Origin of the sequence: Arcobacter suis CECT 7833, assembly GCF_003544815.1 — a bacterium.
GTDB classification, from domain to species: domain Bacteria; phylum Campylobacterota; class Campylobacteria; order Campylobacterales; family Arcobacteraceae; genus Aliarcobacter; species Aliarcobacter suis.
Map to the genome: position 1 here is coordinate 2,468,533 of NZ_CP032100.1, position 26,946 is coordinate 2,495,478.

At 29.0% G+C, this 26,946-nt stretch carries 27 protein-coding genes; 7 read left to right on the top strand and 20 right to left on the bottom strand.

Annotation, left to right across the window (positions count from 1 at the left end; all coding sequences use genetic code 11):
* The first annotated feature begins 4 nt into the window (after positions 1 to 4).
* Both ASUIS_RS12675 and ASUIS_RS12680 read left to right on the top strand, forming a co-directional pair.
* Entirely contained in the window at positions 5 to 811 is an 807-nt protein-coding gene (locus ASUIS_RS12675) for a hypothetical protein (RefSeq protein WP_118887444.1), read from the top strand.
* Positions 812 to 1,882, top strand: a complete 1,071-nt coding sequence (locus ASUIS_RS12680) for a 3-oxoacyl-[acyl-carrier-protein] synthase III C-terminal domain-containing protein (protein ID WP_118887445.1) — start codon at positions 812 to 814, stop codon at positions 1,880 to 1,882.
* Positions 1,883 to 1,887: 5 nt separating this feature from the next.
* Here ASUIS_RS12680 and ASUIS_RS12685 read toward each other — a convergent pair whose 3' ends face one another.
* Genes ASUIS_RS12685 through pseB form a run of 4 tightly spaced genes read right to left on the bottom strand, consistent with a single transcriptional unit; the run spans position 1,888 to position 5,271 of the window.
* A complete protein-coding gene (locus ASUIS_RS12685) occupies positions 1,888 to 2,442 on the bottom strand; it encodes a hypothetical protein (protein ID WP_118887446.1) in 555 nt (184 codons plus the stop codon).
* 10 nt (positions 2,443 to 2,452) lie between these two features.
* Positions 2,453 to 3,154, bottom strand: a complete 702-nt coding sequence (pseF, locus tag ASUIS_RS12690) for a pseudaminic acid cytidylyltransferase (RefSeq protein ID WP_118887447.1) — start codon at positions 3,152 to 3,154, stop codon at positions 2,453 to 2,455.
* Positions 3,151 to 4,278 (bottom strand): UDP-4-amino-4,6-dideoxy-N-acetyl-beta-L-altrosamine transaminase, encoded by a 1,128-nt coding sequence (gene pseC, locus ASUIS_RS12695; protein WP_118887448.1) that lies wholly within the window; start codon positions 4,276 to 4,278, stop codon positions 3,151 to 3,153. The genes pseF and pseC overlap by 4 nt, the downstream gene beginning before the upstream one ends.
* Complete coding sequence (gene pseB, locus ASUIS_RS12700) at positions 4,279 to 5,271, bottom strand: UDP-N-acetylglucosamine 4,6-dehydratase (inverting) (RefSeq protein WP_118887449.1); 993 nt, start codon at positions 5,269 to 5,271, stop codon at positions 4,279 to 4,281.
* Positions 5,272 to 5,388: 117 nt separating this feature from the next.
* Here pseB and ASUIS_RS12705 point away from each other — a divergent pair, with 117 nt between their 5' ends.
* From ASUIS_RS12705 to ASUIS_RS12725, 5 genes are all read left to right on the top strand, one after another.
* A complete protein-coding gene (locus ASUIS_RS12705) occupies positions 5,389 to 5,595 on the top strand; it encodes a hypothetical protein (protein WP_118887450.1) in 207 nt (68 codons plus the stop codon).
* A 100-nt stretch (positions 5,596 to 5,695) separates the two neighbouring features.
* A complete protein-coding gene (gene recA / locus ASUIS_RS12710) occupies positions 5,696 to 6,745 on the top strand; it encodes a recombinase RecA (protein ID WP_118887451.1) in 1,050 nt (349 codons plus the stop codon).
* A 130-nt stretch (positions 6,746 to 6,875) separates the two neighbouring features.
* Positions 6,876 to 8,150, top strand: coding sequence for a phosphopyruvate hydratase (gene eno, locus ASUIS_RS12715; RefSeq protein ID WP_118887452.1), 1,275 nt, complete (start codon positions 6,876 to 6,878; stop codon positions 8,148 to 8,150).
* Between the two features lie 9 nt (positions 8,151 to 8,159).
* Positions 8,160 to 8,402: an FtsB family cell division protein gene (locus ASUIS_RS12720; protein WP_118887453.1), complete on the top strand. Its 243-nt coding sequence runs from the start codon at positions 8,160 to 8,162 to the stop codon at positions 8,400 to 8,402.
* Positions 8,399 to 9,127: an AMIN domain-containing protein gene (locus tag ASUIS_RS12725; RefSeq protein ID WP_118887454.1), complete on the top strand. Its 729-nt coding sequence runs from the start codon at positions 8,399 to 8,401 to the stop codon at positions 9,125 to 9,127. The genes ASUIS_RS12720 and ASUIS_RS12725 overlap by 4 nt, the downstream gene beginning before the upstream one ends.
* 52 nt (positions 9,128 to 9,179) lie before the next feature.
* On the opposite strand, the gene ASUIS_RS12730 is transcribed toward ASUIS_RS12725, so the two are convergent.
* The 16 genes from ASUIS_RS12730 to nuoD form a co-directional block, all read right to left on the bottom strand.
* On the bottom strand, positions 9,180 to 10,034 hold the full coding sequence (locus ASUIS_RS12730; RefSeq protein ID WP_118887455.1) for a biotin synthase: 855 nt from the start codon (positions 10,032 to 10,034) through the stop codon (positions 9,180 to 9,182).
* Positions 10,021 to 10,536 carry a YfcE family phosphodiesterase gene (locus ASUIS_RS12735; protein ID WP_118887456.1) on the bottom strand — a complete coding sequence of 172 codons (516 nt, stop codon included), beginning with the start codon at positions 10,534 to 10,536 and terminating at the stop codon, positions 10,021 to 10,023. Before ASUIS_RS12735 ends, ASUIS_RS12730 begins: the two co-directional genes overlap by 14 nt.
* A 6-nt stretch (positions 10,537 to 10,542) precedes the next feature.
* On the bottom strand, positions 10,543 to 12,900 hold the full coding sequence (gene topA / locus ASUIS_RS12740) for a type I DNA topoisomerase (protein WP_118887457.1): 2,358 nt from the start codon (positions 12,898 to 12,900) through the stop codon (positions 10,543 to 10,545).
* A 54-nt stretch (positions 12,901 to 12,954) separates the two neighbouring features.
* Entirely contained in the window at positions 12,955 to 13,740 is a 786-nt protein-coding gene (locus ASUIS_RS12745; protein ID WP_118887458.1) for a UDP-N-acetylmuramate dehydrogenase, read from the bottom strand.
* Positions 13,741 to 13,743: 3 nt separating this feature from the next.
* On the bottom strand, positions 13,744 to 14,607 hold the full coding sequence (locus ASUIS_RS12750; protein ID WP_118887459.1) for a menaquinone biosynthesis family protein: 864 nt from the start codon (positions 14,605 to 14,607) through the stop codon (positions 13,744 to 13,746).
* Positions 14,608 to 14,729: 122 nt separating this feature from the next.
* Complete coding sequence (gene nuoN / locus ASUIS_RS12755; RefSeq protein ID WP_118887460.1) at positions 14,730 to 16,232, bottom strand: NADH-quinone oxidoreductase subunit NuoN; 1,503 nt, start codon at positions 16,230 to 16,232, stop codon at positions 14,730 to 14,732.
* Positions 16,232 to 17,758: an NADH-quinone oxidoreductase subunit M gene (locus ASUIS_RS12760; RefSeq protein ID WP_118887461.1), complete on the bottom strand. Its 1,527-nt coding sequence runs from the start codon at positions 17,756 to 17,758 to the stop codon at positions 16,232 to 16,234. Before ASUIS_RS12760 ends, nuoN begins: the two co-directional genes overlap by 1 nt.
* Before the next feature lie 12 nt (positions 17,759 to 17,770).
* The gene (nuoL, locus tag ASUIS_RS12765) at positions 17,771 to 19,630 is read right to left on the bottom strand and encodes an NADH-quinone oxidoreductase subunit L (protein ID WP_118887462.1); all 1,860 of its coding nucleotides are present in this window, start codon (positions 19,628 to 19,630) and stop codon (positions 17,771 to 17,773) included.
* Positions 19,631 to 19,632: 2 nt separating this feature from the next.
* Complete coding sequence (gene nuoK, locus ASUIS_RS12770) at positions 19,633 to 19,932, bottom strand: NADH-quinone oxidoreductase subunit NuoK (protein WP_118887463.1); 300 nt, start codon at positions 19,930 to 19,932, stop codon at positions 19,633 to 19,635.
* Positions 19,929 to 20,510 (bottom strand): NADH-quinone oxidoreductase subunit J, encoded by a 582-nt coding sequence (locus ASUIS_RS12775; protein WP_118887464.1) that lies wholly within the window; start codon positions 20,508 to 20,510, stop codon positions 19,929 to 19,931. Before ASUIS_RS12775 ends, nuoK begins: the two co-directional genes overlap by 4 nt.
* Positions 20,511 to 20,521: 11 nt before the next feature.
* A complete protein-coding gene (gene nuoI / locus ASUIS_RS12780; RefSeq protein WP_118887465.1) occupies positions 20,522 to 21,142 on the bottom strand; it encodes an NADH-quinone oxidoreductase subunit NuoI in 621 nt (206 codons plus the stop codon).
* An 8-nt stretch (positions 21,143 to 21,150) separates the two neighbouring features.
* Positions 21,151 to 22,143, bottom strand: a complete 993-nt coding sequence (nuoH, locus tag ASUIS_RS12785) for an NADH-quinone oxidoreductase subunit NuoH (protein WP_118887466.1) — start codon at positions 22,141 to 22,143, stop codon at positions 21,151 to 21,153.
* Between the two features lies 1 nt (position 22,144).
* Positions 22,145 to 24,619, bottom strand: coding sequence for an NADH-quinone oxidoreductase subunit G (locus ASUIS_RS12790; protein WP_118887467.1), 2,475 nt, complete (start codon positions 24,617 to 24,619; stop codon positions 22,145 to 22,147).
* On the bottom strand, positions 24,619 to 25,416 hold the full coding sequence (locus ASUIS_RS12795) for a hypothetical protein (RefSeq protein ID WP_226799923.1): 798 nt from the start codon (positions 25,414 to 25,416) through the stop codon (positions 24,619 to 24,621). Before ASUIS_RS12795 ends, ASUIS_RS12790 begins: the two co-directional genes overlap by 1 nt.
* A complete protein-coding gene (locus ASUIS_RS12800; RefSeq protein WP_118887468.1) occupies positions 25,409 to 25,711 on the bottom strand; it encodes an NADH-ubiquinone oxidoreductase subunit E family protein in 303 nt (100 codons plus the stop codon). The genes ASUIS_RS12795 and ASUIS_RS12800 overlap by 8 nt, the downstream gene beginning before the upstream one ends.
* 8 nt (positions 25,712 to 25,719) lie before the next feature.
* On the bottom strand, positions 25,720 to 26,946 hold the full coding sequence (gene nuoD, locus ASUIS_RS12805; RefSeq protein WP_118887469.1) for an NADH dehydrogenase (quinone) subunit D: 1,227 nt from the start codon (positions 26,944 to 26,946) through the stop codon (positions 25,720 to 25,722).

The window sequence follows — 26,946 nt, forward strand, 5'->3', positions numbered from 1 at the left end:
TTATATGGATGAGATAAAATCTATTCTTTCAAATAGAAAAAATTTAACAAATAGTTTTAATTATTATAATGAAATAATAAATTGGATTGAGAGTAATCAAGTATATTTTCAAATAATTAATAATTGTCTATTTTTACTTTTGAAAAAAGATAAATTTTGTAAATTTTATTATTTTATAGAAAAATATTCTGATGTGATACTAGCAAATGATTTTTTATTAACACATTCAAAAAAGCATAAAATATCAATGGAGATTACAACAAAAGAGCCTAAATCTTTAGAAATAATTAGCTCTTTTGCTAAAGAACTAAATTTTTCTTATTATAGTGAATTTGCAAGATTAATATCTGGTGAAAATAATTTGAAGAAAGACAAAATAAAAAATGACTTCTTACTAGCAAAAGAAGAAGATATTAATATTTTACTTGAAACAATGTATCAGGAATTTGATCCTATTATAGATGATATTCCTTCTGAAAAAGAGCTTATGACACTAATAAAGAATAAAAGTATTATTATAAAATATGAGCAAAATAAACTTATTTTTATACAAATATTTGAATATAAATTTAGTTCTTTATATTCTCGTATGACTTGGATTTCAAAAAAATTTAGAAAACCTAAATATACAATAGATATTTATAGTGAAATTGACTCATATTTAGAAAGCTTAAATATTGGAAATAAAGGTATTCGTGCATATTATTGGGTTGATATAACAAATAGAAATTTTTTAATTGGTCAAAAGTTAGGTTCAAAACCTGATGGATTAAGATGTATAACATTCTTATATAACAAAATAGGAGAATAAATGAAAACTATATTTTATGGAAAAAAAATATCAGGGATAGTTACTTTATTACCTGAAACAGAATATACATTTGAAGATGATATGAAATACAACAATTTATCAGAAAAACAAAATAGAAAACTTCAAAAAACTATGGGCTATGATAGGCATAGATTTTTTAAAAATGAAACTTATGTATCTAAAGTTGCCGTATTTGGATTAAAAAATATGTTTGAAAAAAAGATATTAGATAAAAATGACATTTCTGCAATAGTTGTTTCTACAACAACTCCTGATTTTTTAATACCAGCAACTTCAAATTTAATAATGAGTGAGTTAGATTTGGATAATAGTATTTTCTGTATGGATACAAACCAACAATGTGCAGGTTTTACAAATGGTTTACTGCAAGCATTTATGCTTTTAAATAATGATAATATGAAAAAAGTAGTTTTAATAACCGGTGATGTTTTAGCAAAAAATCCTGATAGAAGTAATACTAGCTCTTATCCACTTGCGGGAGATGCTATTTGTATTACGATAATAGAAAATTGTAATAAAAATCTTCCTATATATTTTCACGCTATTGTAGATGCAAATTTATACGATGCATTGGTTCTTCCTGGTATGGGATTTAGAGTAGTATCCGAAGAAGAAAGGCAAAAATTTGCAAGTGCTAAATATGGTGGATATGATTATTTACCTTGTGTTCATATGGATGGACAAGCTGTCTTTCAATATGTAATGCAAGCTGTTCCAAAATATATAAATGAGACATTAGAATTCGCAAAAGTTAACAAAGATGATTTAGATTACTATTTTTTTCATCAGCCAAACAAATTTATGGTAGATAAATTAGCACAAAAGATCAATGTACCCTCTGAAAAAATTCCAAGTAATGTAGTGACTTTTTATGGTAATTCAAATAGCTCAACTATTCCAGTTGCAATTTGTCATAATACAAAAAATGAAATGATTTCTACTAGATATAACTGTATGTTAGCTGGATTTGGAGCGGGGTTATCTTATTCTGGAATAGTTATGGATTTAGGTGAGTTTGATTTTTGTGAGATGATTGTAACAACTTTCTAAACTCTTTATATTTGGCACTCTTTAATTTCATAAAGCTTGTCAAATAACTTTCTTGGTTTTGAATTTAATATATCTTTATCAAAAAAATTTAAAACTTCTGAAGTTTCAGAAAAAAAACCATCTTTCTCCTCATAATAGTTTATTTTTGCAATGGTACCTGTCCTAAGACCTCTTTTATTTGAATATTTCATATCATAAGATAAATATTTTATATTTAATTTATTACAAATATATAATATACAAAATTTATTAACAACGCCTCCACCTTCAAATTTATAATCATCTTTTACAAGATAATCTCCAATATTATAGGTGTCTTCACTAAGCTTTTTTAAACTAATTACTCCATAATCTTTATTGTCATTTTTAATTATAAAAGCAAAATATTCATCTTCTTTTTTTAATAGTTCTAAGTAGTTTTTATGATCATATTGACTTATAATATTGGGATTTATAGATACTTTTCTAATATATTCTTGATTCCTATATTCTAAGATTTTTCCATATTCTTCTTCACTTAAGTGTAAAAAATTAATTATTTTGATTTCTCTTTTTTTCATAAATTTTGACCTATGATTTTTTAGTTCTTAAAATAGCTTCATACATATATTCAGCCCGGTTCCAATCTTCAAGTGTATCAATATCTTGAACAAGAAATCTAGGAAGAATAATTGGAATGGAGTCTCTGCCAAAAATAATCTCATCTGATTTTATATTAAAATTTATCCAATAAAACTGTCCTGCATCTTGATAAGCCTCTTCTAAATCTTGACTTCTTTTAGAAAAATTCTCAGGCCAAAACATTTCACATTTTTCATCTTTTGTTATTTTAAATGTTCGTTGAATTGGAAATGGCATTGATGTACAAGAAAAAGCATTTTTTGCACTTGAGTTTTTTAATTTTTCAAGCCCTTCAATCAAATACTTTTCATCTAAAAAAGGAGCCGTTGCATAAATAGTACAAACAAAATCATAAGTTTCACCAACACTTTTTAAATACCCTAAAGCATGATTTACAACCGCTCCCGTTCCCGTAAAATCATCACTTAACTCTTTTGGACGCATAAATGGAACAATAGCTCCATATTCTTTAGCAATTTTTGCTATCTCTTCATCATCAGTTGAAACAATAACTTTATCAAAAAGCTTAGATTTTAATGCAACTTCTATACTGTAAGCTATTAAAGGTTTTCCATGAAATAGTTTTATATTTTTTCTAGGAATTCTTTTACTTCCACCACGAGCTGGAATAATTGCTACTGTTTTGTTCATTTTAAAATTTCCAATATCTTTTCACAAACATAATTTTGTTCTTCGTGGGTTAAATTTGGATAAATAGGTAAACTTATAGCTTTTTTATAATATTCATCCATCACTGGTGTAATTTCATCTCCAAAGCCTAAATTTTTATAATATGGTTGTTTGTTTATAGGAATATAATGAAGCTGTAAACCGATATTATTTTCTCTCATTTTTAAAACAAACTCTTTTTTATCAATATTGAGTTTTTCAAAATCTATTTTGATTACATACAAATGATAAGCACTATTATTTGTAAAAGTATATAAAGGTTTTATAAAATCTATTTTAGAAAAAAAGTCATCATATCTTTTAGCAATTGCACGTCTTAAATATAAAAAACTATCAAGTTTTTTTATTTGAGATAAACCCAAAGCACATGAAATATCAGTTAATCTATAATTAAATCCAAGTTCAATCATATCATAGTGCCAAGGAGCGATATCAGCTCTTGGACTCATTCCATGACCTCTTAAAAGTAAAAGTTTTTCATATAACTCTTTAGAGTTTGTTGTAATTGCTCCACCCTCACCAGTAGTTATTTGTTTTACTGGATGAAAAGAGAAAATTGAACAATCACTATTTATACAACTTCCAGCTTTTATTCCCTCAAATACTGCACCAATTGAGTGAGCGCAATCTTCTAAAACTTTTATATTATAAGTTTCTTTTAAATATTTTAATTTTCTTTGATTTACTGGATTTCCTGAAAAATGAACCACATAAATAGCTTTTATTGAAGAATCTTTTTTTAGCTCCTCTTCACATAAATTTAAATCTATATTTCCATCTTCTTTGATGTCCACAAAAATAGGTTTGGCATTAACATATAAAATAGAGTTTGAAGTTGCTAAAAAAGAGTTTGGAGTTGTTAGAACTTTATCATTTTCATTTAATAAAACAAGAGAGGCTAAATGAAGCGCTGCTGTTCCATTTGATACAGCAACACAATATTTTGAACCACAATAAGAAGCAATTTTTTCTTCAAATTCTTTTACTTTTGGACCAGTTGTCAAAAAATCTGATTTTAAAATCTCAATTACACTATTTATATCGTCTTCGCTAATAGTTTGTTTTCCATAAGGTATGAAATTCATTTATATCTCTTTTATTAACTTTAATAACTCATCTTTTTCTAACCACTCTTTGTTATTTCCTGAGTTATATTCAAAACCTTGAACTACTTTTTGTCCTTGTTCTCCAAGAATATTGTGGTCGTAATCTCTTCTTTTTGTAAAAGTAATAGTTGGAGCAATTACAAAATGATCATCAAATTCAAAAGTCAAATGACTATCATCAGCAGGACACATAATTTCATGAAGTTTTTCTCCAGGTCTTATTCCAATAATTCTTCTTTCTAAAGTTGGAGCCATTGCATCAGCTAAATCAACTATTTTCATAGATGGAATTTTTGGAACAAATATTTCTCCACCTTGCATTCTCTCAAAGTTTTTAAGTACACAATTAACACCATCTTCAAGTGTAATCATAAATCTAGTCATTTTTTCATCAGTAATTGGTAAAAAAGTTGTTCCATTTCGTAATAGCTTTTGAAAATATGGAACAACAGACCCCCTACTTCCTATAACATTCCCATATCGTACAACTGAAAACTGAGTATCTTGAGTTCCTACAAGATTATTTGCAGCAACAAAAAGTTTATCAGAAGCTAATTTTGTAGCTCCATAAAGATTAACAGGATTTGCAGCTTTATCAGTTGAAAGTGCAATAATTTTTGAAACTCCATTATCAAGGGCAGCATCAATTACATTTTGTGCACCATAAATATTTGTTTTAATACACTCCATTGGATTGTATTCTGCAATTGGTACATGTTTTAAAGCAGCTGTATGAATTACAAAATCTACATCTTTCATAGCTTTTTTTAATCTTTCACCATCTCTTACATCACCAATAAAATAACGCATGCATTTATCGTTATATTCTTGTGACATTTCATATTGTTTAAGTTCATCCCGTGAATAAATGATAATTTTATTAGGTCTATACTTTTCAAGTAAAATCTTCGTATATTTTTTACCAAAACTACCCGTACCACCAGTTATTAAAATATTCTTATCATTAAACATCTGAAATGCCTTTATTTTTATTTTATTGTTTATATAATAGCAAAGATTACATTTAATTTATATTTTAATCTTCTATATGTAATAATCTACAAAAACATTTTAAAAGGCTTTTCAAATATGCAAAATAGTTCTATTCCAGAAGATATTATAAAAATACAAAAAAAATTGACAACACTTGAAAAAGATTCAAGAAATTACAAAAAATATACAAAAATTCTTGCAAAACATATCAAATCTCATACAATGAAAAAAAGAGTAAATTCTCATATTAAAACTATAGAAAATATTGAAAAGATTGAACAAAAAGAAAAAGAAGAGAGTTAATACAAAAAAATATTGCAAATTGTAATAAAAATCCTTAGCTTGTAAAAAATCTGCTAAAATCCCAACATAAAATTAAGAATAAACTAATACAGGAATTAACATGGATGACAATCAAAGAAAATCATTAGACTTGGCAATTAAACAAATAGACAAAACATTTGGAAAAGGAACTCTTATCAGACTTGGTGACAAAGTTGTAGTTCCAACTGAAACTATTAGTACAGGTTCATTAGGACTAGATTTAGCACTTGGTGTTGGTGGTCTTCCAAAAGGAAGAGTTATTGAAGTTTATGGACCTGAATCTTCTGGTAAAACAACACTTACTCTTCATGCGATTGCTGAAGCTCAAAAAGCTGGTGGAGTTTGTGCCTTTATTGATGCGGAGCATGCTTTAGATGTTGGTTATGCAAAAAACTTAGGTGTTGATACAGATAACTTACTTGTTTCTCAACCAGATTTTGGTGAGCAAGCTTTAGAAATTCTAGAAACAGTAATTAGAAGTGGTGCTGTTGATTTAGTTGTAATTGACTCGGTTGCTGCCTTAACTCCAAAAGTTGAAATTGATGGTGATATGGATGACCAACAAGTTGGTGTTCAAGCAAGACTTATGTCTAAAGCTTTAAGAAAAATCACTGGTTTATTAAATAAAATGAATTGTACAGTTATATTCATTAACCAAATAAGAATGAAAATTGGAATGACAGGTTATGGAAGTCCAGAAACAACAACTGGTGGAAATGCTCTTAAATTTTACTCATCAGTTAGACTTGATATTAGAAGAATTGCAACACTTAAACAAGGTGAAAATTCAATTGGAAATAGAGTAAAAGTAAAAGTAGTAAAAAATAAAGTTGCAGCTCCGTTTAAATTAGCAGAATTTGATATTATGTTTGGTGAGGGTATTTCAAAAACTGGAGAATTAGTTGATTATGGTGTTAAACTTGACATTGTTGATAAAGCTGGTGCTTGGTTCTCTTATGGAGATTCAAAAATTGGGCAAGGAAGAGAAAATTCAAAAGTATTTTTAAGAGACAATCCTGAAATAGCGAAAGAAATTGAGAAAAAGATTCTTGAATCTATGGGAATTAATGATGCATTAATAAGTAGTAGTTCAGATGAACTTGAAGATGCAGCTGACTTAGATGAATAAATAAATCAAAGAAGATTTTCTTCTTTGATTAAAAAAACCTACAAAATTATCTCATTCAAAAAACTACAAAAGCAAACAACAAATTTATTTTAGCTATAATCTATACAAATTATGAATATAGGAGACCTACGTGGTATTTATCGATAATGTGTACGCTGATGAAGTATTAGATTCAAGAGGAAATCCAACTGTAAGAGCAACAGTAATATTAAGTGATGGTACAAAAGGTAGCGCAATAGTACCAAGTGGTGCTAGTACAGGGAAAAGAGAAGCTTTAGAATTAAGAGACGGTGATAATAGATTCTTAGGAAAAGGTGTTTTAAAAGCTGTTGAAAATGTGAATACTACAATTGCAAATGAATTAATTGGATTAAGTCCATTTAATCAAGCAGAAATTGATGCAACAATGAAAGATATTGATGGAACTCATAACTATTCAAATCTTGGTGCAAATGCCGTTTTAGGTGTTTCAATGGCTACAGCTCGTGCTGCTGCAAACTCATTACAAATTCCATTATATAGATATTTAGGTGGGGCAAATGCGATGACTATGCCTGTTCCTATGTTTAATATCATAAATGGTGGAGAACATGCAAATAACTCTGTTGATTTCCAAGAATATATGATTATGCCTGTTGGTTTTGAAAACTTTAATGATGGATTAAGAGCAACTGCTGAAATTTATCAACACTTAAAAAAAGTTATTGATTCTATGGGTGAAAGTACAGCTGTTGGTGATGAGGGTGGATTTGCTCCAAACTTAAAATCAAACGAAGAACCAATTACAGTTATTATGACAGCTATTGAAAAAGCTGGATATAAAGCTGGTGAACAAGTTGCTATTGCTCTTGATGTTGCTGCTTCTGAATTAATTAATGATGCAGGACTTTATGTATTAAAATCGGAAAACAGAGAATTAACATCTGCTGAATTAGTAGCTTATTATGCTGATTTATGTTCAAAATATCCAATCGTTTCAATTGAAGATGGTTTAAGTGAAGATGACTGGGATGGATGGAAAATATTAACTGAAACTTTAGGACATAAAGTTCAATTAGTTGGAGATGATTTATTTGTAACTAATGCTTCAATTTTAGCAGAAGGTATTAAAAAAGGAATTGCAAACTCTATTTTAATTAAACCAAATCAAATTGGATCAGTTAGTGAAACTATGCAAACTATAAGACTTGCTCAAAGAAATAACTATAATTGTGTAATGTCACATAGAAGTGGTGAGAGTGAAGATGCATTTATTGCTGATTTTGCTGTTGCATTAAATTGTGGACAAATAAAAACGGGAAGTACTGCAAGAAGTGATAGAATTGCAAAATATAACAGACTTCTTGAAATTGGTTCAGAAATCGGTTATAGTGAGTACTTAGGGAAAGAACCTTTTAAAAAATAGTAATGATTGATGAAGCAAAAAATGCGTGCATATAACAAGTTTATAGTAGTTGCCCTATTTTCTTTAGTGCTAACTATTTATCTTTCATATCACGCAACTAATGTTCTTTTTGGGGATAACTCTTTACAAGTTTATAATTCTTTGAAATATAAAAAAGAGTATCTCGAAGAAGAGATTTTGAGATTGCAAAAAGAAAATGCTTATTTACAAAAAGAGTATTTTGAATTAAAAAACTTGGAGCCAGAAGAATGAAAACTTTATTTTTATTTGTATTAACAGTTATTTTAGCCTTAAATCTAAATGCTAGAGAGAATCCATTTGAACCAACTGATGCTTTTGAAGATGAAGTTGGAAAGATTGTGGGAATGGATGAAAATGCAGTAAGAAAATCTATGGAAGAAACTCCTTACATTAAAGAAATGCAAGAAAAAATGTCTAATGTTTCTGGGCAAGGTGAGAGTAAAAATAAAGTTGAAGAGAATATAAATAAAACTGTTCCAACAACTGGTTATTCAAAAAAAGAAGTTGATTCTTTAATTCAAAAAACACAAAAACAAACTGAACAAAAAGCAAAAGAATTAGTTAAAAAAGAAGTTCAAAAAACAACAGAACCAACTCAGGTTGTTTATGTGAAACCAAGAGCTGATGTTACAGATGAAGAATCTTTATTAACTAAAAATATTTTACCTTACTTGAAAGTTGAATACAATGATAATAAATTTATAATACATTCTGAGCATAAAGTTTCAAAAAAGTTTTCTGTTGATAAAGAAAATAAAATTATTATTGATTATAAGGGAATTGTCGAATTTAATACAAAAAAAGAGAATTTAGAATCTCAAACTTTTAAAAAGATTGCCGTTGGAAATCATAAAAAAGAGGGATATTATAGAATTGCAATTGAGTTAATTGATAAACCTTCAAAATTTGAAGTTGATTACAAAGATGATCTAATCACTATTACGAAAAAAAACTAATTTAAAAAAGATAGATTAAAAAAATATAATCTATCTTTTTATTTAAAAACTACTATCTACTTTTACAATCAAGTGCAATTGTGTAACCTAAAGCTTCAATAGCATCAATATCTTCTTGTGCAGTTTTTCCAGCTGTTGTTAAATAATCTCCAACAACTAAAGCATTTGCTCCATATTTAAATACATCATACTCTTGCTCTTTAAACATCAATTCCCTACCACCAGCAATCATAATCATTTGATTTGGTAAATACTCTCGTGAAAGCTTGATTAAGTCAAATGCTTCTTCTCTTGTAATTGAATTTTTAACTATAGGAAGTGCTTCATTTGGGTGGAAAAAGTTAATTGGAACTGACATTGGTTCAAGTGATGCGATTGATTTTAACATTGAAATTCTATTCTCTTGAGTTTCTCCAAGTCCAAAAATTCCACCAGTACATAATTGAAGACCAGCTTCTTTTGCATTTAGACAAGTTTGGTATCTATCTTCCCAAGGATGTGTTGTACAAATTTCATTATAAAACTCTTGAGCCGTTTCTAAATTGTGATTGTAGTTTTCAATTCCATGTTTTTTTAGCTCTTTTAATTGATCTAAAGTAGCAATTCCATTACATGCAATTAGTGATAACTCATCACCAAGTTCTTTTTTAATAGCACTTGCCGCTCGACAAACATAATCTAATCTTTTATCATCAAGTCCAGTTCCTGCTGTTACTAAACAAAAACCTATTGCTCTATTTTTTCTTGCAATTATTGCTTCTTTTACAATATCTTCAACTTCTTTTCTTCTGTATCTTTGAATATCTGCTTTATATTTAACACTTTGTGTACAGAATTTACAGTCTTCGTTACAAGTACCACTTTCTATATTTGATATTGCACATAAATAAATTTTATTTTCGCTCATATTTATACTCTTCTTTTTGGAATAATTTTTCATTAATATTTTTAAAAAAACGCGTGATTATATACTCATTTTCTTTAATCTCTAGTTGTAAACACTCTATTAGAGGTTTTTCTCTTGCACACACTTCTCCTGGATTTAAAAATAGAGTTTTATTTTTATAATCACACTCAAAAATATGTGTATGACCAAAAATAATTACATCACTATCGGGGGTTAAATGATAAGGTAAATGCATAAGTTTGAAAGTTATATCTTTGATTTTAAAATAATAAGGTTCTTGTTTGATATTGTATTTAGATGATAAATGAAGTAAGTTTCTATCATTATTTCCAAATACTGCAATATATTTTAATCCTGATTCTTCTAAATGTTCAAGATTTTTTTCAATACAAAAATCACCTGCATGCACTAAATATTCGCTATTGATTTCTTTTAAAAAATCAATAACTTCTTTCGTATAGTCACTTTTTAGGTGACTATCTGATAATATGCCAATTTTCATGATTTATTACTTAACACTCTTTTTTGTTGTAGTTTTTTTAGCTGTTGTTTTTTTTGCAACAGGTTCTTTTTTTGTAGTAGTTTTTTTAGAACTTCCTGCTTTGGGAGATTTTGAATCTTTTGCTATTATTTCTAAACATTGCTCAAGAGTTAAATCATTTGCTTCAGTTCCTTTTGGAATTTTAAAGTTTTTTCTACCTTGTTTAATATATGGTCCATATTGACCTATTAAAATTTGGATTTTTTCTTTATCAAACGATTTAATTGTTGATTTTTCTTTTACTTCATCTAAATCTTTTATAATCTCTAAGGCTCTATTTACATCTACAGTATATGGATCATCAGTTTTTAATGAATAATATTTTGTTTTAACTTGTAAATATGGTCCAAATCTTCCAATATTTGCTTTAATTTCATCACCATTTTGATCCATTCCAACAACCCTTGGAAGTGTAAATAAAAACATTGCTTCTTCAAATGTAATTGTGTCCATATTTAAGTGATCCGGAATTGCTACAAATTTCGGTTTTTCTTCATCATCTTTTGTTCCAATTTGAATAAATGGTCCAAATCTTCCAACTCTTGCACTTACAGGTTTTCCTGATTTTGGATCAGTTCCAATTTCTCGCACTTGCAAATAATCTTCTTTATTTACGCTAGTCTCTTTTTCATCAATAGTTTTTTTGAAATTTCCATAAAAATCTCTCATCACTTCTTCCCAAGCAATTTTTCCAAGGGCAATTTCATCAAACTCTTCTTCGATTTTTGCTGTAAATCCTAAATCTACAATATCAGAAAAATGATCAACTAAAAAACTATTTACAACTTCACCTGTTGGTGTTGGAATCAGTTTTTTATCTTCTGTTTTTGTTACATATTCTCTTGCTTGAATTGTTGAAATTGTTGGAGCATAAGTTGATGGACGTCCAATTCCTTCACTTTCAAGTTTTTTTACAAGTGATGCTTCTGTATAACGAGCAGGTGGTTTTGTAAAATTTTGTTCTGATTCTAAGTTTTCTAACTCTAAAATTGTTCCAACTTCTACATTTGGTAAGATTTTTTCAGTACTATCAAGTGCAGCTTCTGGATTATCACTACCTTCTGTATATGCTTTCATAAATCCAGCAAAAATAATTCTTTGACCTTTTACTTGAAATTCAAACTCTTTATTTTTTCCTGCTTCAATTTTGTATGTTGTATTTGCAATTTTTGCAACTGCCATTTGAGTAGCTAATGTTCTTTTCCAAATTAAACTATAAAGTTTATATTGAATATTTTCAACATAAGATTTAATCATACTTGGTCTTAAAGCTAAATTTACAGGTCTTATTGCTTCATGGGCTTCTTGTGCACCTTTTGCTTTTGATTTGTAAACTCTTGGTTTTGGAAGAGAATATTCTTTTCCATATTCTTCTTCAATTACTGCTTTTGCAGCACTTGTAGCAACTGTTGAAAGGTTTAATGAGTCAGTTCTCATATAAGTAATCAAACCACCCGTATGACCTGGGATATTTCCTACATTTCCTTCATAAAGTTGTTGAGCTACAATCATTGTTTGTTTTACTGAAAGTCCAAGTTTTCTACTTGCTTCTTGTTGCAGTGTTGAAGTTGTAAATGGAGCAGCTGGATTTCTAGTGCTATCTTTTTCTTCAATATCTATAAGTTTGTAAATACCTTGGTTTAATGAAGCTTCAATTTTTAAAGCTTGTTCTTCATTTGAAACTTTTGATGTTTTTCCGTCTATTTTTGCAAGTTCTGATTTTAATTCAGGATTCATAAAATCAGCTTTTACTCTCCAATACTCTTCTGGAATAAAAGCTCTTATTTCATTTTCTCTGTCAACTATGATTCGAACAGCCACAGATTGAACTCGACCTGCGCTTAAACCATATCTTACTTTTTTCCACAAAAGTGGTGAAAGTTCATATCCAACGGCTCTATCTAAAATACGTCTTGCTTGTTGAGCATCAACTAAATGTTGATCCACATCTCTTGGATGAGCAAGTGCTTCTAAAATTGCATCTTTTGTAATTTCATGAAATACAATTCTTTTTATAGGATTTTTTTCGATTTTTAGTGCAGGAATTAAGTGCCAAGCAATTGCTTCCCCTTCCCTATCCTCATCGGCCGCTAGGTAAATGGTTGTATCTTTATTTATATGTTTTCTTAAATCACTTATTACTTTTTTCTTATCTGTTGATACTAAATATTTTGGTTTAAAGTTATCATTTGGATCAAACCCTAATTGAGATTTTGGTAAGTCTCTTACATGACCCATTGAGGCCATTACTGTATAATCACTACCTAAAAATTTCGATATTGTTTTCGCTTTTGCTGGGGACTCCACTATTACTAAATTCTTCACTAAAAAACCTTACATTATTTTTAAAGCCTGCATTCTAACATAAATAAATTAATTTTACTTGTAAATAATAATCTCTTCTTCTATATCTATACTAAACTCTTCTTTTATTTTTTTCTTTGCTTCTGCTATCAGATATATCGCATCTTCAAAAGTTCCATCACCATAATTTACTAAAAAATTTGCATGTTGTTCTGAAAAACTCATATCACCTTGTTTTATACCTTTAAAACCAATTGCTTCAATTAATCTTCCTGCAAAATCGCCTTTTGGATTTTTAAAACAAGACCCAGCACTTGGAACATGAGGTTGATTATCTCTCATTTTATTGAACTCTTTTAGCATCTCTTTAGAAAATCCATATTCAATATTAAAAACAACTTCATAAACTATTGTTTCTATTTTTGTTTCTCTATATGAGAAAGTTACATCTTCTTTTTTTATATATCCATCTTTTGTTTTTATACTATTTATATAATTAAACATTTCCCAAGATTTAAGTCCCGCATTCATTTTTACTAAACCACCCAAATTTCCAGGTAATTTTGCTAAAAACTCTAAGTTCGCGATATTATTATTTCTTGTGTATGTAAGAAGTTTACCTGAAGTTGTAGCACATCCAACATAAAGTAAATTTCCCTCTTGTTTTATATAATCAAAGGCTTCACCTAAAACTGCAAACTTTTTATTTGTATTTGGTGAAATTAATAAATTATTTGCTCGACCAATGATTTCATATTCACTATAATTGCCTATTTCATTTATTTCTAAAACTTCTAAAACAGGTCCTATTTTTATTGAAGAATATTTTTTAAAATCTATTGTTTTTATATTATTTAACATAAATTATTTTGCTCTTAACTCTTCATATTCAGATGGAATTAAAAAATCTTGCGATTTTACAAGATTTTCATAAAAACCATTTTTGTATCCTAATTCATATAACTTATCTAAAGCTTTATACTGAATATCACTCATTTTTACTGAATCATCATTTGCATATAAATCTAAATATTTATCTAAAGTTTCAGCATTTACTCTTATTAGTCCTTTTTCAAGAAGCATTTTTGATAGAACTTTTCTATTTTTATTTGCAACATCAACAGCTTTTATTAAAGTATTTTCATAATCTATTGCATCATGAAGTGGAATTGAACGACGTAAACACATTCCACCAAGGGGAAGTGGTAAATCTGCGCCACTTAATTCAACCCAAATATCCCACATTTCCCTTTCAACTTCTAACTCTTGATTATATGTCAGAATTGATTCATGGATTAAAACACCTGCATCAACTGTTCCATTTAAAACAGCCTCTTCAATTTCTAAAAAATTCAAATAAGTAATTCTTGCATCTGGATAAGCGATTTTAAATAATAAAGCATTTGTTGTGAACTCTCCACTAAGAGCTACTTTAAAGTTTTTCTTTAAAACTGTCCCTTTTTTCTTTATCAGTTTTGGACCATATCCTTGGCCAAAAGAAACAGCTGTTTTTAATAGTGCATAATCATCTTTAACAAATGGGTATAAAGCAAAAGAGATTGCACAAATGTCATATTGACCTTTTAAAGTTGCTTGATTTAAACTCTCTATATCATCGGCTATATTTTCAAATTTAGCATCTTTAGCAGTTACCCAACCAAACTTAATGGCGTAATACATAAAAATATCATCAGCATCTGGTGAATGAGCAACACTTATAGTTTTCAATTTTTTTCCTTCATTTTTTCTTGGTGGATTGTAACAAGTTATGGTTTATTTTATGGTTATATTGAATTTCAATTCAATAGGAATTCTAATCATTTTTAATTAATGATTAGAATTCTTATAAATTAAAACCCTGAGTTTGATACAAGAGTAGAAATTATATTTAAAAGTGGGTCTATTAATAAAACAGAAATTATTATTAAAAAAACTGCAAATCCAACTATAGATTTTGTTGGTGTTGTAGCATTTTGCATAAAATTAGGATTTGCTCCTTTTTCTACATCCCTTAAAAACATATATGAAATTGGTCTTAAATAATAATAAGCTGCAATTACAGAATTTAATACAATAATAATAGCTAAAGCAATATGCCCAGCATTAACAGCACTTGATATTAAATACATTTTCCCCCAAAATAAAGCAAAAGGAGGAAGCCCTGTTAGAGCAAATAAAAACATGGCTAAAATAGTTGCAGTAAATGGTGAGATTTGTGCAAGTCCTGAAAACTTATTAAAAGTATAAGGTGATTCATAATCTTTAAACTCTTTTCCTCTATTAAGCCATAAGATACCAAAAGCACCAAAATTTGTAATTGTAAATAAAATCCAATATAAAAATAGTGCATTTGTTGATTGTTGTGTTCCAATTACAATTGCAGCCATTGCCATACCTGCATTTGATATAGATGAATATGCAAGCATTCTTTTAATATCTTTTTGCTGTAGTGCAATTAAGTTTGGTATAGTCATAGTTAAAATTACTGTAACATATAGTATTGTTTGAATTATAATATCATTAGCATGGATAAATATCTCAAAAAATCTTAAAGCAACTACAAATCCAGCCATTTTAGGAATAACCGATATAAATCCAGCCATCGCAGAAGTTGATCCTTGATAAACATCTGGAACCCAAACATGATATGGAAATAAAGATAATTTAAATCCAATTGCCGCAAACATAAATACAAAACCAACTAATACTAAAACATAATTAGAGTAGTTTTCCCTTGATAAAAATCCATCTTGCGACAAAATTTGAGCCATTTGACCTAATTCTACAGTTCCTGTAATTGCGTAAAAAATCATTGAACCAAATACAAAAAATGCAGCTGCTAATGCACCCATTGTAAAATATTTAATAGCAGCTTCAATTGATACCATTCTATTATGCATTGCTATCATGGTATATAATGCAAGTGATGATGTTTCAAGTCCTACAAATATTAAAATTAAAGAGTCAGAACTAACCATAAATTGAAATCCTGCCACAGTAAATAAATAAAGTGCAAAATATTCAGCATATCTAAATTCTTGAAGTCTTAATTTTGATAGGCTTAATAAAATAAATAATATAGAACCTCCAATAATAATACATTGAGATAAAATTGAAATTCCATCAAGTAACATCAAATCAAATAAGCCTCTTGGCTCTCCATTAAATGCTAAAAGAGTAAATAAGTCAAAAATCAGAAATAAAACAACTAAAATTACATAAAGCGATTTATGTTTATTTTTGTTAAATATATCTGTTAATAAAATTCCTAAAGCTCCAATAATTGCTATTGATACTGGTGCAATTGTTCCTAAATTTAAACTATCTAAACTTATGTTTATAGGCTCAAGCATTATTTAACCTCCCCAATAGAGTTTAAAGCTCTTAATTTTTCTTTTGTATCTTCATTAACTGCTTTTATTTCCATTACTTTAGTAAGTTGAGTTACAGTTGTATTTAAAGGGTCTAATAATACTTTTGGATAAATTCCAAGAGCTATGATTAAAACTACTAATGATCCAAGAGCTACTACTTCTCTTCCAAAAATATCTTTCATACTTTTATTTTCTAGTTTTACTAATTTTCCAAAAAAAGTTCTTTTATACATGGCCAACATATAAACTGCACTTAAAACAATAGTTAATGCACCAAGGAATGTTAAAAATGGTGAGTATTTAAAGAATCCTAATAATGATAAAAATTCACCAATAAATCCAATAGTTAAAGGTAATCCAATAGAAGCCATTAAAACAATTCCATAAACAAGGGCAAACACTGGCATATTATTAGCTAAACCACCAAACTCTTTTATCATTTTGGTTTTTCTTCTATCATATAACACTCCAACACACATAAAAAGTGCTCCTGAAACAATACCATGACCAATCATTAAATAAACAGCACCAGAAATTCCCTCAACATTTAAAGCAAATACTCCAAGAGTGATAACTCCCATATGTGAAATTGATGAATATGCAACCATTTGTTTCATATCTTCTTGGGCATAAGCAATCATTGCGGTATAAATAATCGCAATTAATCCTAAGGTTGCCATGAATCCCACAAAATAAACACTAGCATCGGGAAATAAAGGAAGTGAAAATCTAATAAATCCATAAGTTTCCATTTTTAATAAAACAGCTGCAAGAATAATAGAACCAATTGTTGGCGCTTGACCATGTGCTAAAGGCAACCATGTATGAAATGGAAACATTGGAACTTTTACAGCAAAAGCAATAAAGAATGCTATAAATAACCAAAGCTGTAAATCAAATGGAAGAATTATACTATTCCAATCTAGGAAACTAAAACTCCAAACACCTGTTGCTTGATTAAAAATATATCCAAAATATAAAATTCCAATAAGCATTATTAAAGAACCTGTAAAGGTGTATAAAAAGTATTTAATTGCCGCATAAAATCTTTTTTCTGCTCCCCAAAATCCAACAACATAAAACATTGGAATAAGAGTAAATTCCCAAAATACATAAAATAAAATTAAATCTAAAGAAACAAAAACTCCAACCATTGTCATTTCTAAAAATAACATTGTGATAATCAAGTTCTTTACACCTTTTTTTTCTGTTAAACCTATAACTGCAATCATTGTCATAAAAGTAATCATTACTATTAAAAATAAACTTACTCCATCAACTCCAACTAAATAATTAATTCCATAAGTACTTATAAGAGGAAGACTTTGAACAAACTGCATACCAGCAATACTTGGGTCAAAATAGTACCAAAGAAGTAATGATAAAACAAATTCAACTACAGTAACAACAACTCCAAATTGTCTCATAGAATCTTTATCTATTAAAAACCCAACAATCGCTGCTGCTGCAGGGAAAAATATCAACATTGATAAAATATGTTCCATTTACATAACCCCTTAAAGTACTGATAAAACTAAAGCAAAAATTAATCCGAAGATTAATCCAACTGCCATAAGTCTTAAAGATGATGATAAATTTCCAGATTGAATTGGTCTTGCTTTTACACCTAATTTATTAAAATAGTGAGCTAAACTATCAACTGTTGCATCAATTAATTTTATTTCAATTGTTTTCCACATCCAAACAGAAACTGCATAATATGGTTTTGAAATAAATTTTTCATAAATTTTTGGAATAAAATATTGGTTAATTAACAATTTATAAATTGCTTTATCTTCCCAAGATTTACTAAATCCACCTTTTTTGTATTTAAATACTGCAACTAAAATTCCGCCAATTGCAACAGCACTTGTTACAAGAATTAATATCCATGCTGTTGAATGATTAAGATTAGAAGCTTCCCATGTTGGTAGAGTTTTTGTTACAAACTCAACAAATGAGTGTTCAAACCAACCAGCAATAACAGCTAATACGGCAAGTGGAATCATTGCTGCGATTACAAAATTTTTAGCTTCATGTGGATGAAACTCTTCATTTGAATAATTTTGTGGTCCAAAGAAAATTTTCATTACAAGTCTAAATGAATAAAATGCTGTTAACCCAGCTGTTAGCCATAATATTGCCCATAAAACAACTGCATCAGCATTAAATGCGGCTTCTAAAATTTTATCTTTTGAAAAGAATCCAGCTAATGGGAAAATTCCAGCTAGTGCTAAAGATGCAATAGTCATAATAATTGAAGTTGCTTTCATTTTATTATGTAATGCTCCCATTTTTCTAATATCTAATTCATCATCCATTGCATGCATAACATTTCCAGCACCTAAAAATAAAACTGATTTAAAAAATGCGTGAGCAGCTAAGTGAAAAAGTGCGACCCAATAAGCTCCAAGACCAGCGGCAACAAACATATATCCAAGTTGTGACAATGTTGAATAAGCAATAATTCTTTTCATATCATTGTTTACTAATGCCATAGAAGCTGCAAAAATTGCTACAAATGCTCCAAGAGCAGCTATTGCATATCCAACTTCTGGAACTAATGTATAAAGTTCATTTACTCGTACAACTAAATAAACTCCTGCTGTTACCATCGTTGCAGCATGAATTAATGCAGAAACTGGTGTTGGTCCTTCCATCGCATCAGCAAGCCAAGTATGAAGTGGGAATTGTGCTGATTTTCCCATTGCACCTAAAAATAATAAAGCAGCTATCCAAACTAAAGTGCTATTTTCTAAAGTAGAAATTTGAGCAAATACAATTTCATATTGTAAACTTCCAATATGCCAATAAAGTAAGAACATTCCAAGAAGTAAACCTAAATCTCCAACTCTATTCATAATAAATGCTTCATTTGCTGCCCAAGTTGCAGACTCTTTGTGATACCAAAAACCAATTAGCAACCAAGAACAAACTCCAACACCTTCCCATCCTATAAATAAAACAGCAAAATTATCAGCCATTACAAGAACTAACATTGAAAACACAAACGCAGATAAATATGAAAAATATCTGTTAAATCCCTTATCGTGTTCCATATAACCAATTGAATGAATATGTACCATTGTTGAAACAACTGTTACAACACTCATCATTACAACACTAACTTCATCAACAATAAAACCAAAAGGAATATCTAAATTTCCAACTACAATCCAATCAAATAGATTTACATGTAATATTAAATCTGACGTGTAAACAAAATATAATAAATATAAAGATGCATACATAGAAACAGCTAACATAAAAGATGTAAATACCCCAGTAAATAAAGTCTTTTTTTGCATTGAAAATAAAGCAGCAACTAAAGAACCTACTAGTGGGGCAAAAAGTGCAATATATATATATTTTTCCATACTTACCCTTTCATCCTAGCTATATCATCCAAATTAATAGAACCTGTTCTTTTGTACCATAAAATAAGTAATCCAAGCCCAATTGCAACTTCACTTGCGGCAACAGCAATAATAAAAAATGCAAACATTTGTCCAGTTAGATCTCCATGAAATTTTGAGATAGCTGCAAATCCAATATTTACAGCATTTAACATGATTTCTGTTGAAAAAAACAACATTAATACATTCTTTCTTCTAATCGCACCTATTAAACCAATACAAAACAGGATTGTTGAAAGTATTAAATAAGCATTAAGAGTCATTTAACATCCTTTGAAGATGCTTCATCAAGTCTAATTTTTTCATCTATTTCTTCTTCTTTCATTTCTGAATATGATTCATTCATTTTTTTCCCTGCAAGTACAATTCCACCAACCATTGCAACAAGAAGCATAATAGCAGCTAGTTCAAATGCAATTAAATATTTTGTAAAGAGTATAAGTCCAACATCAGCAGAGTTTCCGTATTCAGGATGAATTGGATATTCAGCTTCAATATTTTGTCCAATAATTGGAGCAATTAAAACTATAACTACAATTAAAGCAATCATTCCAGAAAGTAAAAATACTAATCTTGGGTTTTTTATTTTCTCTTTTACTTCTGATAATGAGTCAAAAAACATCATTCCAAAAGCATATAAAGCCATAACTGCACCTGTGTAAACCACAATTTGAACGGCTCCAAGGAAATCAGCATTTAATAAAAAGAAAAATGCTGAGATAAAAATCATTCCAGCAGCAAGTGAACTTAATGCATATAAAGCATTATTTGTTAAAACTGTAATACTAAACATACTAATAGTTAATACTGAAAATATTATAAAAGCTATAACTTCAAACATCTAGACTCCTCTTAGTATGATAATGGTGTTTTTTTAATTTTTTTGTCTGCATCTGGTGACACCGAACCATATCCATCAAATTCAAGTTGTACACCTAACCCATTTGCTGATGTTAAAATATCTTCTTTTAGTGAAAAATGTGCTCTTTGTTCACTTGAATTTTCATATCTTCCACCATGAACGATTGCAAGTTCAGGACAAACTTCTGCACAATATCCACAGAAAATACATCTTCCCATATTTATCGTATATTGCATCACTTCTTTTCTTGAATTTTCATCAATTCTTGTTTCCATTCTAATACAATTTGATATACAAATCTTTTCACAAAGTCCACAACCAATACATCTCTCTTCTCCTGACTCTAAAAGTCTTAGAAGTTTATGTACTGCTCTATATCTTGGACCAATAGGAAGTTTTTCTTTTGGGTATTGAACTGTTGCCATTTCACCTTTGAATAAAGCTCTATACATTATTCCAAAAGTGATTTTCATACCAACAAAAAGTTCCCCTTTTATTGACCTAGCTAAAACTTGTTTGAACATATCCCAAGAAGTTTTAGGGTAATCATCTTCTTGAACTGTTACATATCCATCTGATACATTTCTATTTTTAAAATCTTTTAGTTCCATCTTAACTCCTAAAACATCATCACAAAACCAGTAACTAAAATATTTAGTACTGCAAGTGGCATTAATATTTTCCAACATAACCACATCAATTGATCAGGTCTAATATGAGGCCAAGAAGCTCTTGTCCATAAGAAAACAAAAATCAAACACATAACTTTTAATACAATAGCAAATCCACCTGGGATAAACCATAAATCGTTAAATCCACCTAAGAAGATAAGTGTAATTAAAAATGAAATTGTAAAAAGGTTCGCATACTCTCCAATAAAAAACATCCCCCATCTCATACCTGAATACTCCGTTGCATAACCAGCAACTAATTCAGCTTCATGCTCAAGTAAGTCAAATGGAGTTCTATTTGTTTCAGCAAATCCAGCAATTGTGAATAAAATAAATGCTAATGGTTGAGACCAAATAATCCAATCACTAACGCCTCCTGATTGATAGTTATTAATATCAATTAAAGATAAACTTCCTACCATCATAAGTGGTGCTAAAAGTGAAAGTCCTGATACAACTTCATAAGATAAAAGTTGGATTGCAGTTCTTGCACCTCCTAGTAATGCCCATTTATTAGCACTACTCATACCACCAAGTAACGGTCCATAAAGTCCAACTGCTCCAACTGACATTACAAATAAAACACCCACATTAATATCAGAAATAATTGGTCTTACTGTATATCCAAACATTTCAAATTCAGGTAAAAAAGGAACGGCACTCATTGCTATAAATGCAGTTGCAGCTGTAATTAGAGGCGCAACCATAAAAATTGGTTTACATGCATTTGCAGGAATAAAATCTTCTTTTGTAAATAGTTTAATTCCATCTGCTGCAATTTGAAGTAATCCATAAGGACCAACATTTGTTGGCCCCAATCTTCTTTGCATAAATGCTAAAACTTTTCTTTCAATATAAGTTGTAAATCCAGCAAGCGCTGAAAAAACTGCAAGAACAACTACTACTTTTATTATTGTTTCAATTATAATACTTGTTTCCATTTTATGCCTTTACCACTTTTGCTTTATTAAATCTATAAGTATTAAATAAAACATTTGATGCACTGTTTTTCATAAAAGTTGATACATAAGGAATATTTCCTTCAATTTGAATATCAACAAAAGCATTTAATACTAACTCTTGATTATTAGCATTTACTTTAACTTTATCACCCTCAGATAATTCAAGTTTTTCAAAAGTTAATTTTGAGAAGAAAATTCCATCTTGAAAATTCTCTTTAAATTCATGTGAAATTGATGTAAACTCATTAAATTGATTAATTGGATTTGCTTTATAAATCAAAATTTCATCTTCTTCTAAAGTGATTTTTTCAACATTATTTTGTTTTATTGTATCTTGAGTCGTCATTTCACTAGAAGTTAATTCATAACCTCTATATTCAACTTGGTCATTTCCAAATCTATTTGGCAAATCATCAAATGCAACTGATTTATAACCTTTTTCACTTGGAAGTTTTGCTGTATATTCTATTGTATATTCAACATCTTCATTTAAAAGTTCATTTGCAATTTCATTTAATGTGTAACCATTAAATCCTATTGCTGCATTTGTAGGAATTACTTTTTTATCAATATTTGTAAAAGTTCCCTCTTGTTGATTAAGTGCTGGAATATCTAAATCTCCATCACCTAAAGCTGATAATTCAAAATCTGCTTTTACATTATAACCCACACTATATCCAGAAACTTCACCAGACAATGTACAGATTTGAGAAACACCTAAAGTGTTTGTTTGTGATGGAATAATTACAACATCAAAAGCTGTACACTTATCAATCAAACCGCAAAGTTTTGCTAAATTTTCAGCATTTGGATGAGTTATTAAATCTTCTCCAATAATTAAAGAAAATGTATCTTTTTTAACTAACATCTCATCAATTAAATCAATAAATTTTTCATCTTTTCCAAAATCAGCCAATAAAGAAATGTATTCATAAGAAACTTCTTTAGAAACATTTTTTGAAATGATTTTTTTAACTTCTTTTTCTTCGCCAGTTGCTTCATCAACAACTATTTCTACAATATTTTCTTTTACAACTTCAATTAAAGTTTTTGTTTTTGTTTCTTTTAAAGAATCAATATATGCTTGAATATCAGTAGGTAAATCTTTCCCAAATTTATATAATATAAAATATAAAATTGATTCTTCAACCATCGCATCATGATAGATAAACTCTGTTGTTTTTCCTTTTTTCCCGATTTTTTCCATAATTGGATCTGCTAGAGGATGAAAATATAAACCCGAACCTTTATTTATAGAAACTGAGTTATTAAAGGCATATCTAGCATTTGGTAAATCAGATTTTAAATAAGAACCCACAGAAATTACAAAGTTTGCATTATGAACATCTGATAATTTTGAAGAATAAAGTGATTTTCCAGATATTTTAGAATAATTCTTTAAAAATTCTTGGTATCTTCTGGCATCTTCATTTACAAGATTAGCTCCCATTTTTTGAGCAATTTTTTGTAAAATAAATGCTTCTTCATTTGTAATATACGAGTTGAATTTAATATTTTTAGCTTTTTTGAAAGCTTCTAGTGCTTTTGAAAAAGCAATTTTATCTTTTGATTGAACTTTATTTTCAAAATCATAAGCAAATCTTCCTGCTCCATTTACAGTTGAATAATGAGGTTCACTATTTACTCTATAAATCTTTTTAGTTGCATGATTGTCTATTGATTCATGTTTAATTTCATAATACATAAATGCACAATCAGATGAGTGAGGATTTGCTGCTGGTATTTTTTTAAGTTCCCAAGCATTTGAAGTATATTGGAAATCATGTGATACTAAAGCTCCAACGGGACAGGCAGATATACACTCTCCACAATTTGTACAGGCATCTGCATCATATCCAATAAGTGATTTATTAAGTTTATTCCACATAGCATAAGCATCTTTTGGCATCTCATCTTTAAATACTTTTTCAATATTATCAGAATCTCTTTTTACAGTGCTAAGAGCATTTGAACCCACCATATCTTCACATACAGTTACACATCTTTCACAAACGATACATAAAGCTGGGTCATAATTCATAACTCCCCAATGTTGAACGGGTCTATGAATATCTTTGATAGTATAGTTTTGAGAATCAACTTTCATATACAAAGAGTAATTTTGCAGTTCACACTCTCCACTTTGATCACAAACACCACATTGTAAAGGATGATTTACATCGTAAACTTCCATCATCGCACGTCGTTCTTTTGATATATTTTCTGTAATAGTTGAAATATTCATATCAGCTTTTACTTTTGTATTACAGCCATAAACTTGTTTTCCATCTGCTTCTACTAAACATAATCTACAGGCAAGTGTTGGGGAACATCTTGTTAAGTAACATATAGCTGGTACAAATACATCATTTGCTCTTGCCACATTTAAAATAGATTCACCATCTTTGGCTTGAACTTCTTTACCATCAATTGTTAGTGTAATCATATCGCTCATTATGCTTCAACCTTTTCAATTTTTACTTGTTTATAAATATATCCATTAAAAATATCTTCATCGATTTTTGTTTTTAATATAGCAATAGTTCCATGTAAATTTTCATCGATTTTTAATACTCTTTTGATTTTTTCATTTTTTGATATTACAAAAATTTCATTACCATTTGATACTTTTGCTATATTTGCAAAAGTTTGGCTTGCTATTAACTCATCATTTTTTTCATCTATTAATTTATAAACTAAAGTTCCATTAAATGATTTTAATTCTTCTAACTCTTCTAAATCAAAATCTATGCAAGAATCGATTTTTTGTTCTAATTGTTCATTTAAAACAACTAGATTTAAATCTGAATATTTTTTTATTAAAGCAATTAATTGAATGATATTTTCTACTCTTTCGTGATTTATTAAGTCGTTTCCAATAATTAATGTTTTAACTTTTGCTTCTTGTGAGTTTTCAAAAGCCTCATCAAACTCTTCTTCCCCTGCACTACTTTCAGCACTTATATAACCTAAATCTAAATCATCTAGATAGTTTTTAGTTTTTTCATCACAATTTGAAGCAAAAGTATTTAATAATAATGCACAAATTCCTTCTTCACTTCCAACTTCATATTTAATAAGTTGAGAATAAAAAGATTTTAAATTTGCATTATCAACTGGATGCATATAAATAAATTTTGCATCGTTATTTTTTACAGCTTTTAAAATAGAATTTTTAATTTTTTCATCTTCAATAAAAGTTGCAAAAGAGATAATAAAATCGCTATTTGAAATTTGTTCTGTTTTATTCATCGTCATCATCTATTTCACTTTTTTTAGTTTCAATAATTTTTTCTTCTGCTTCTATTTTTGGTTCAGGTTTTACTTTTTTTATTACTAATGTCCAATCAACTTCATTAAATTTAATTGAGTTCATTAAAGTATAACCCGCTTCATAAATCACATCTGCACTTTTTTGGATATTGCTAAAATCTCCAATTTCAAACATAATAATTGCTGTTTCTTCAGGAGCAATTTGTTTATCAAGTAGTTCTAACATTCTTGTATAGAAGTCGTTTTTCAAATGTCTTAAATCAAATCTTTTCATAACTTCTCCTATCTATCTATTTCGCCAAAAACGATGTTTAAATTACCAATAATAGTAACAACATCGGCTAACTGGCATCCAACTAATAACTCTTCTAAAATCGCTGTATGTTGGAAACTTGGAGTTCTAAGTTTCATTCTATAAGCATAAGGGCTTCCATCACTTACAACAAAATATCCCAACTCACCTTTTGGTGATTCAGTTGCCACATAAACTTCTCCAACAGGTGGTCTCATACCTTGAGTTACTAAAACAAAATGTTGCATTAAAGAGTAGTTTTGAGTCATTATTTGCTCTTTAGCAGCTGAGATATAATTTGGAGCATGAGCCATAAGTTGAGTATCTGACTCTTCATACATAGGAACTAACTGTTTTAAAATTTTTGAAGATTCTCTCATTTCAGCAATACAGATTTTATATCTTCCATAAGAGTCATTAGTATGTGAAATAGGAATATCAAAATCAAGTTCAGGATAGATTCCATACGCCATCTCTTTTCTTAAATCCCATTTGATTCCAGAACCTCTTAAAATAATTCCTGAACAGCCCCAATCTTTTGCCATTTCTTGTGTAATAACTCCAACATTTTCAAGTCTCATTTTCCAGATTCTATTTTCTGTCAATAATCCCTCATAAGTTTTAAGTTCTGTTTCTAATACATCTAAAAATGATAAACAATCTGCTGTCCAATTAGCTGGTAAATCCAAAGGAACTCCACCAATTCTAACAGCACTGTGTGTAAGTCTTGCGCCACAATAGTCTTCAATTAAGTCCATTGCATATTCTCTTTCTCTAAAACAGTAAAGGAACATAGACATTGCTCCTACATCAAGAGCGTGAGTTGCAAGCCAAAAAAGATGTGAAGTAATTCTATTTAGTTCTAAAAGCATAGTTCTAATAATTTCAGCTCGTCTTGGAGCAACAATGCCTAAAAGTTGCTCAATTGCTAAGGCATAACCGTAGTTATTTGAAGTTGCAGCGATATAATCCATTCTATCTGTTGTTGGTAAGAATTCATTATAAATCATATTCTCAGCCATTTTTTCCATACCTCTATGAAGGTATCCAATCATTGGTCTTGATTTTACAACTTCTTCACCTTGAAGTTCTAAAATAAGTCTTAATTGACCATGAGCCGATGGATGTTGAGGACCAAAATTTACCATCATAGTATTATCTTCACGCTCGAAGTGAATATTTTCAAAAAAAGGTTTTAGTCTATTTGGTTGTTGCAT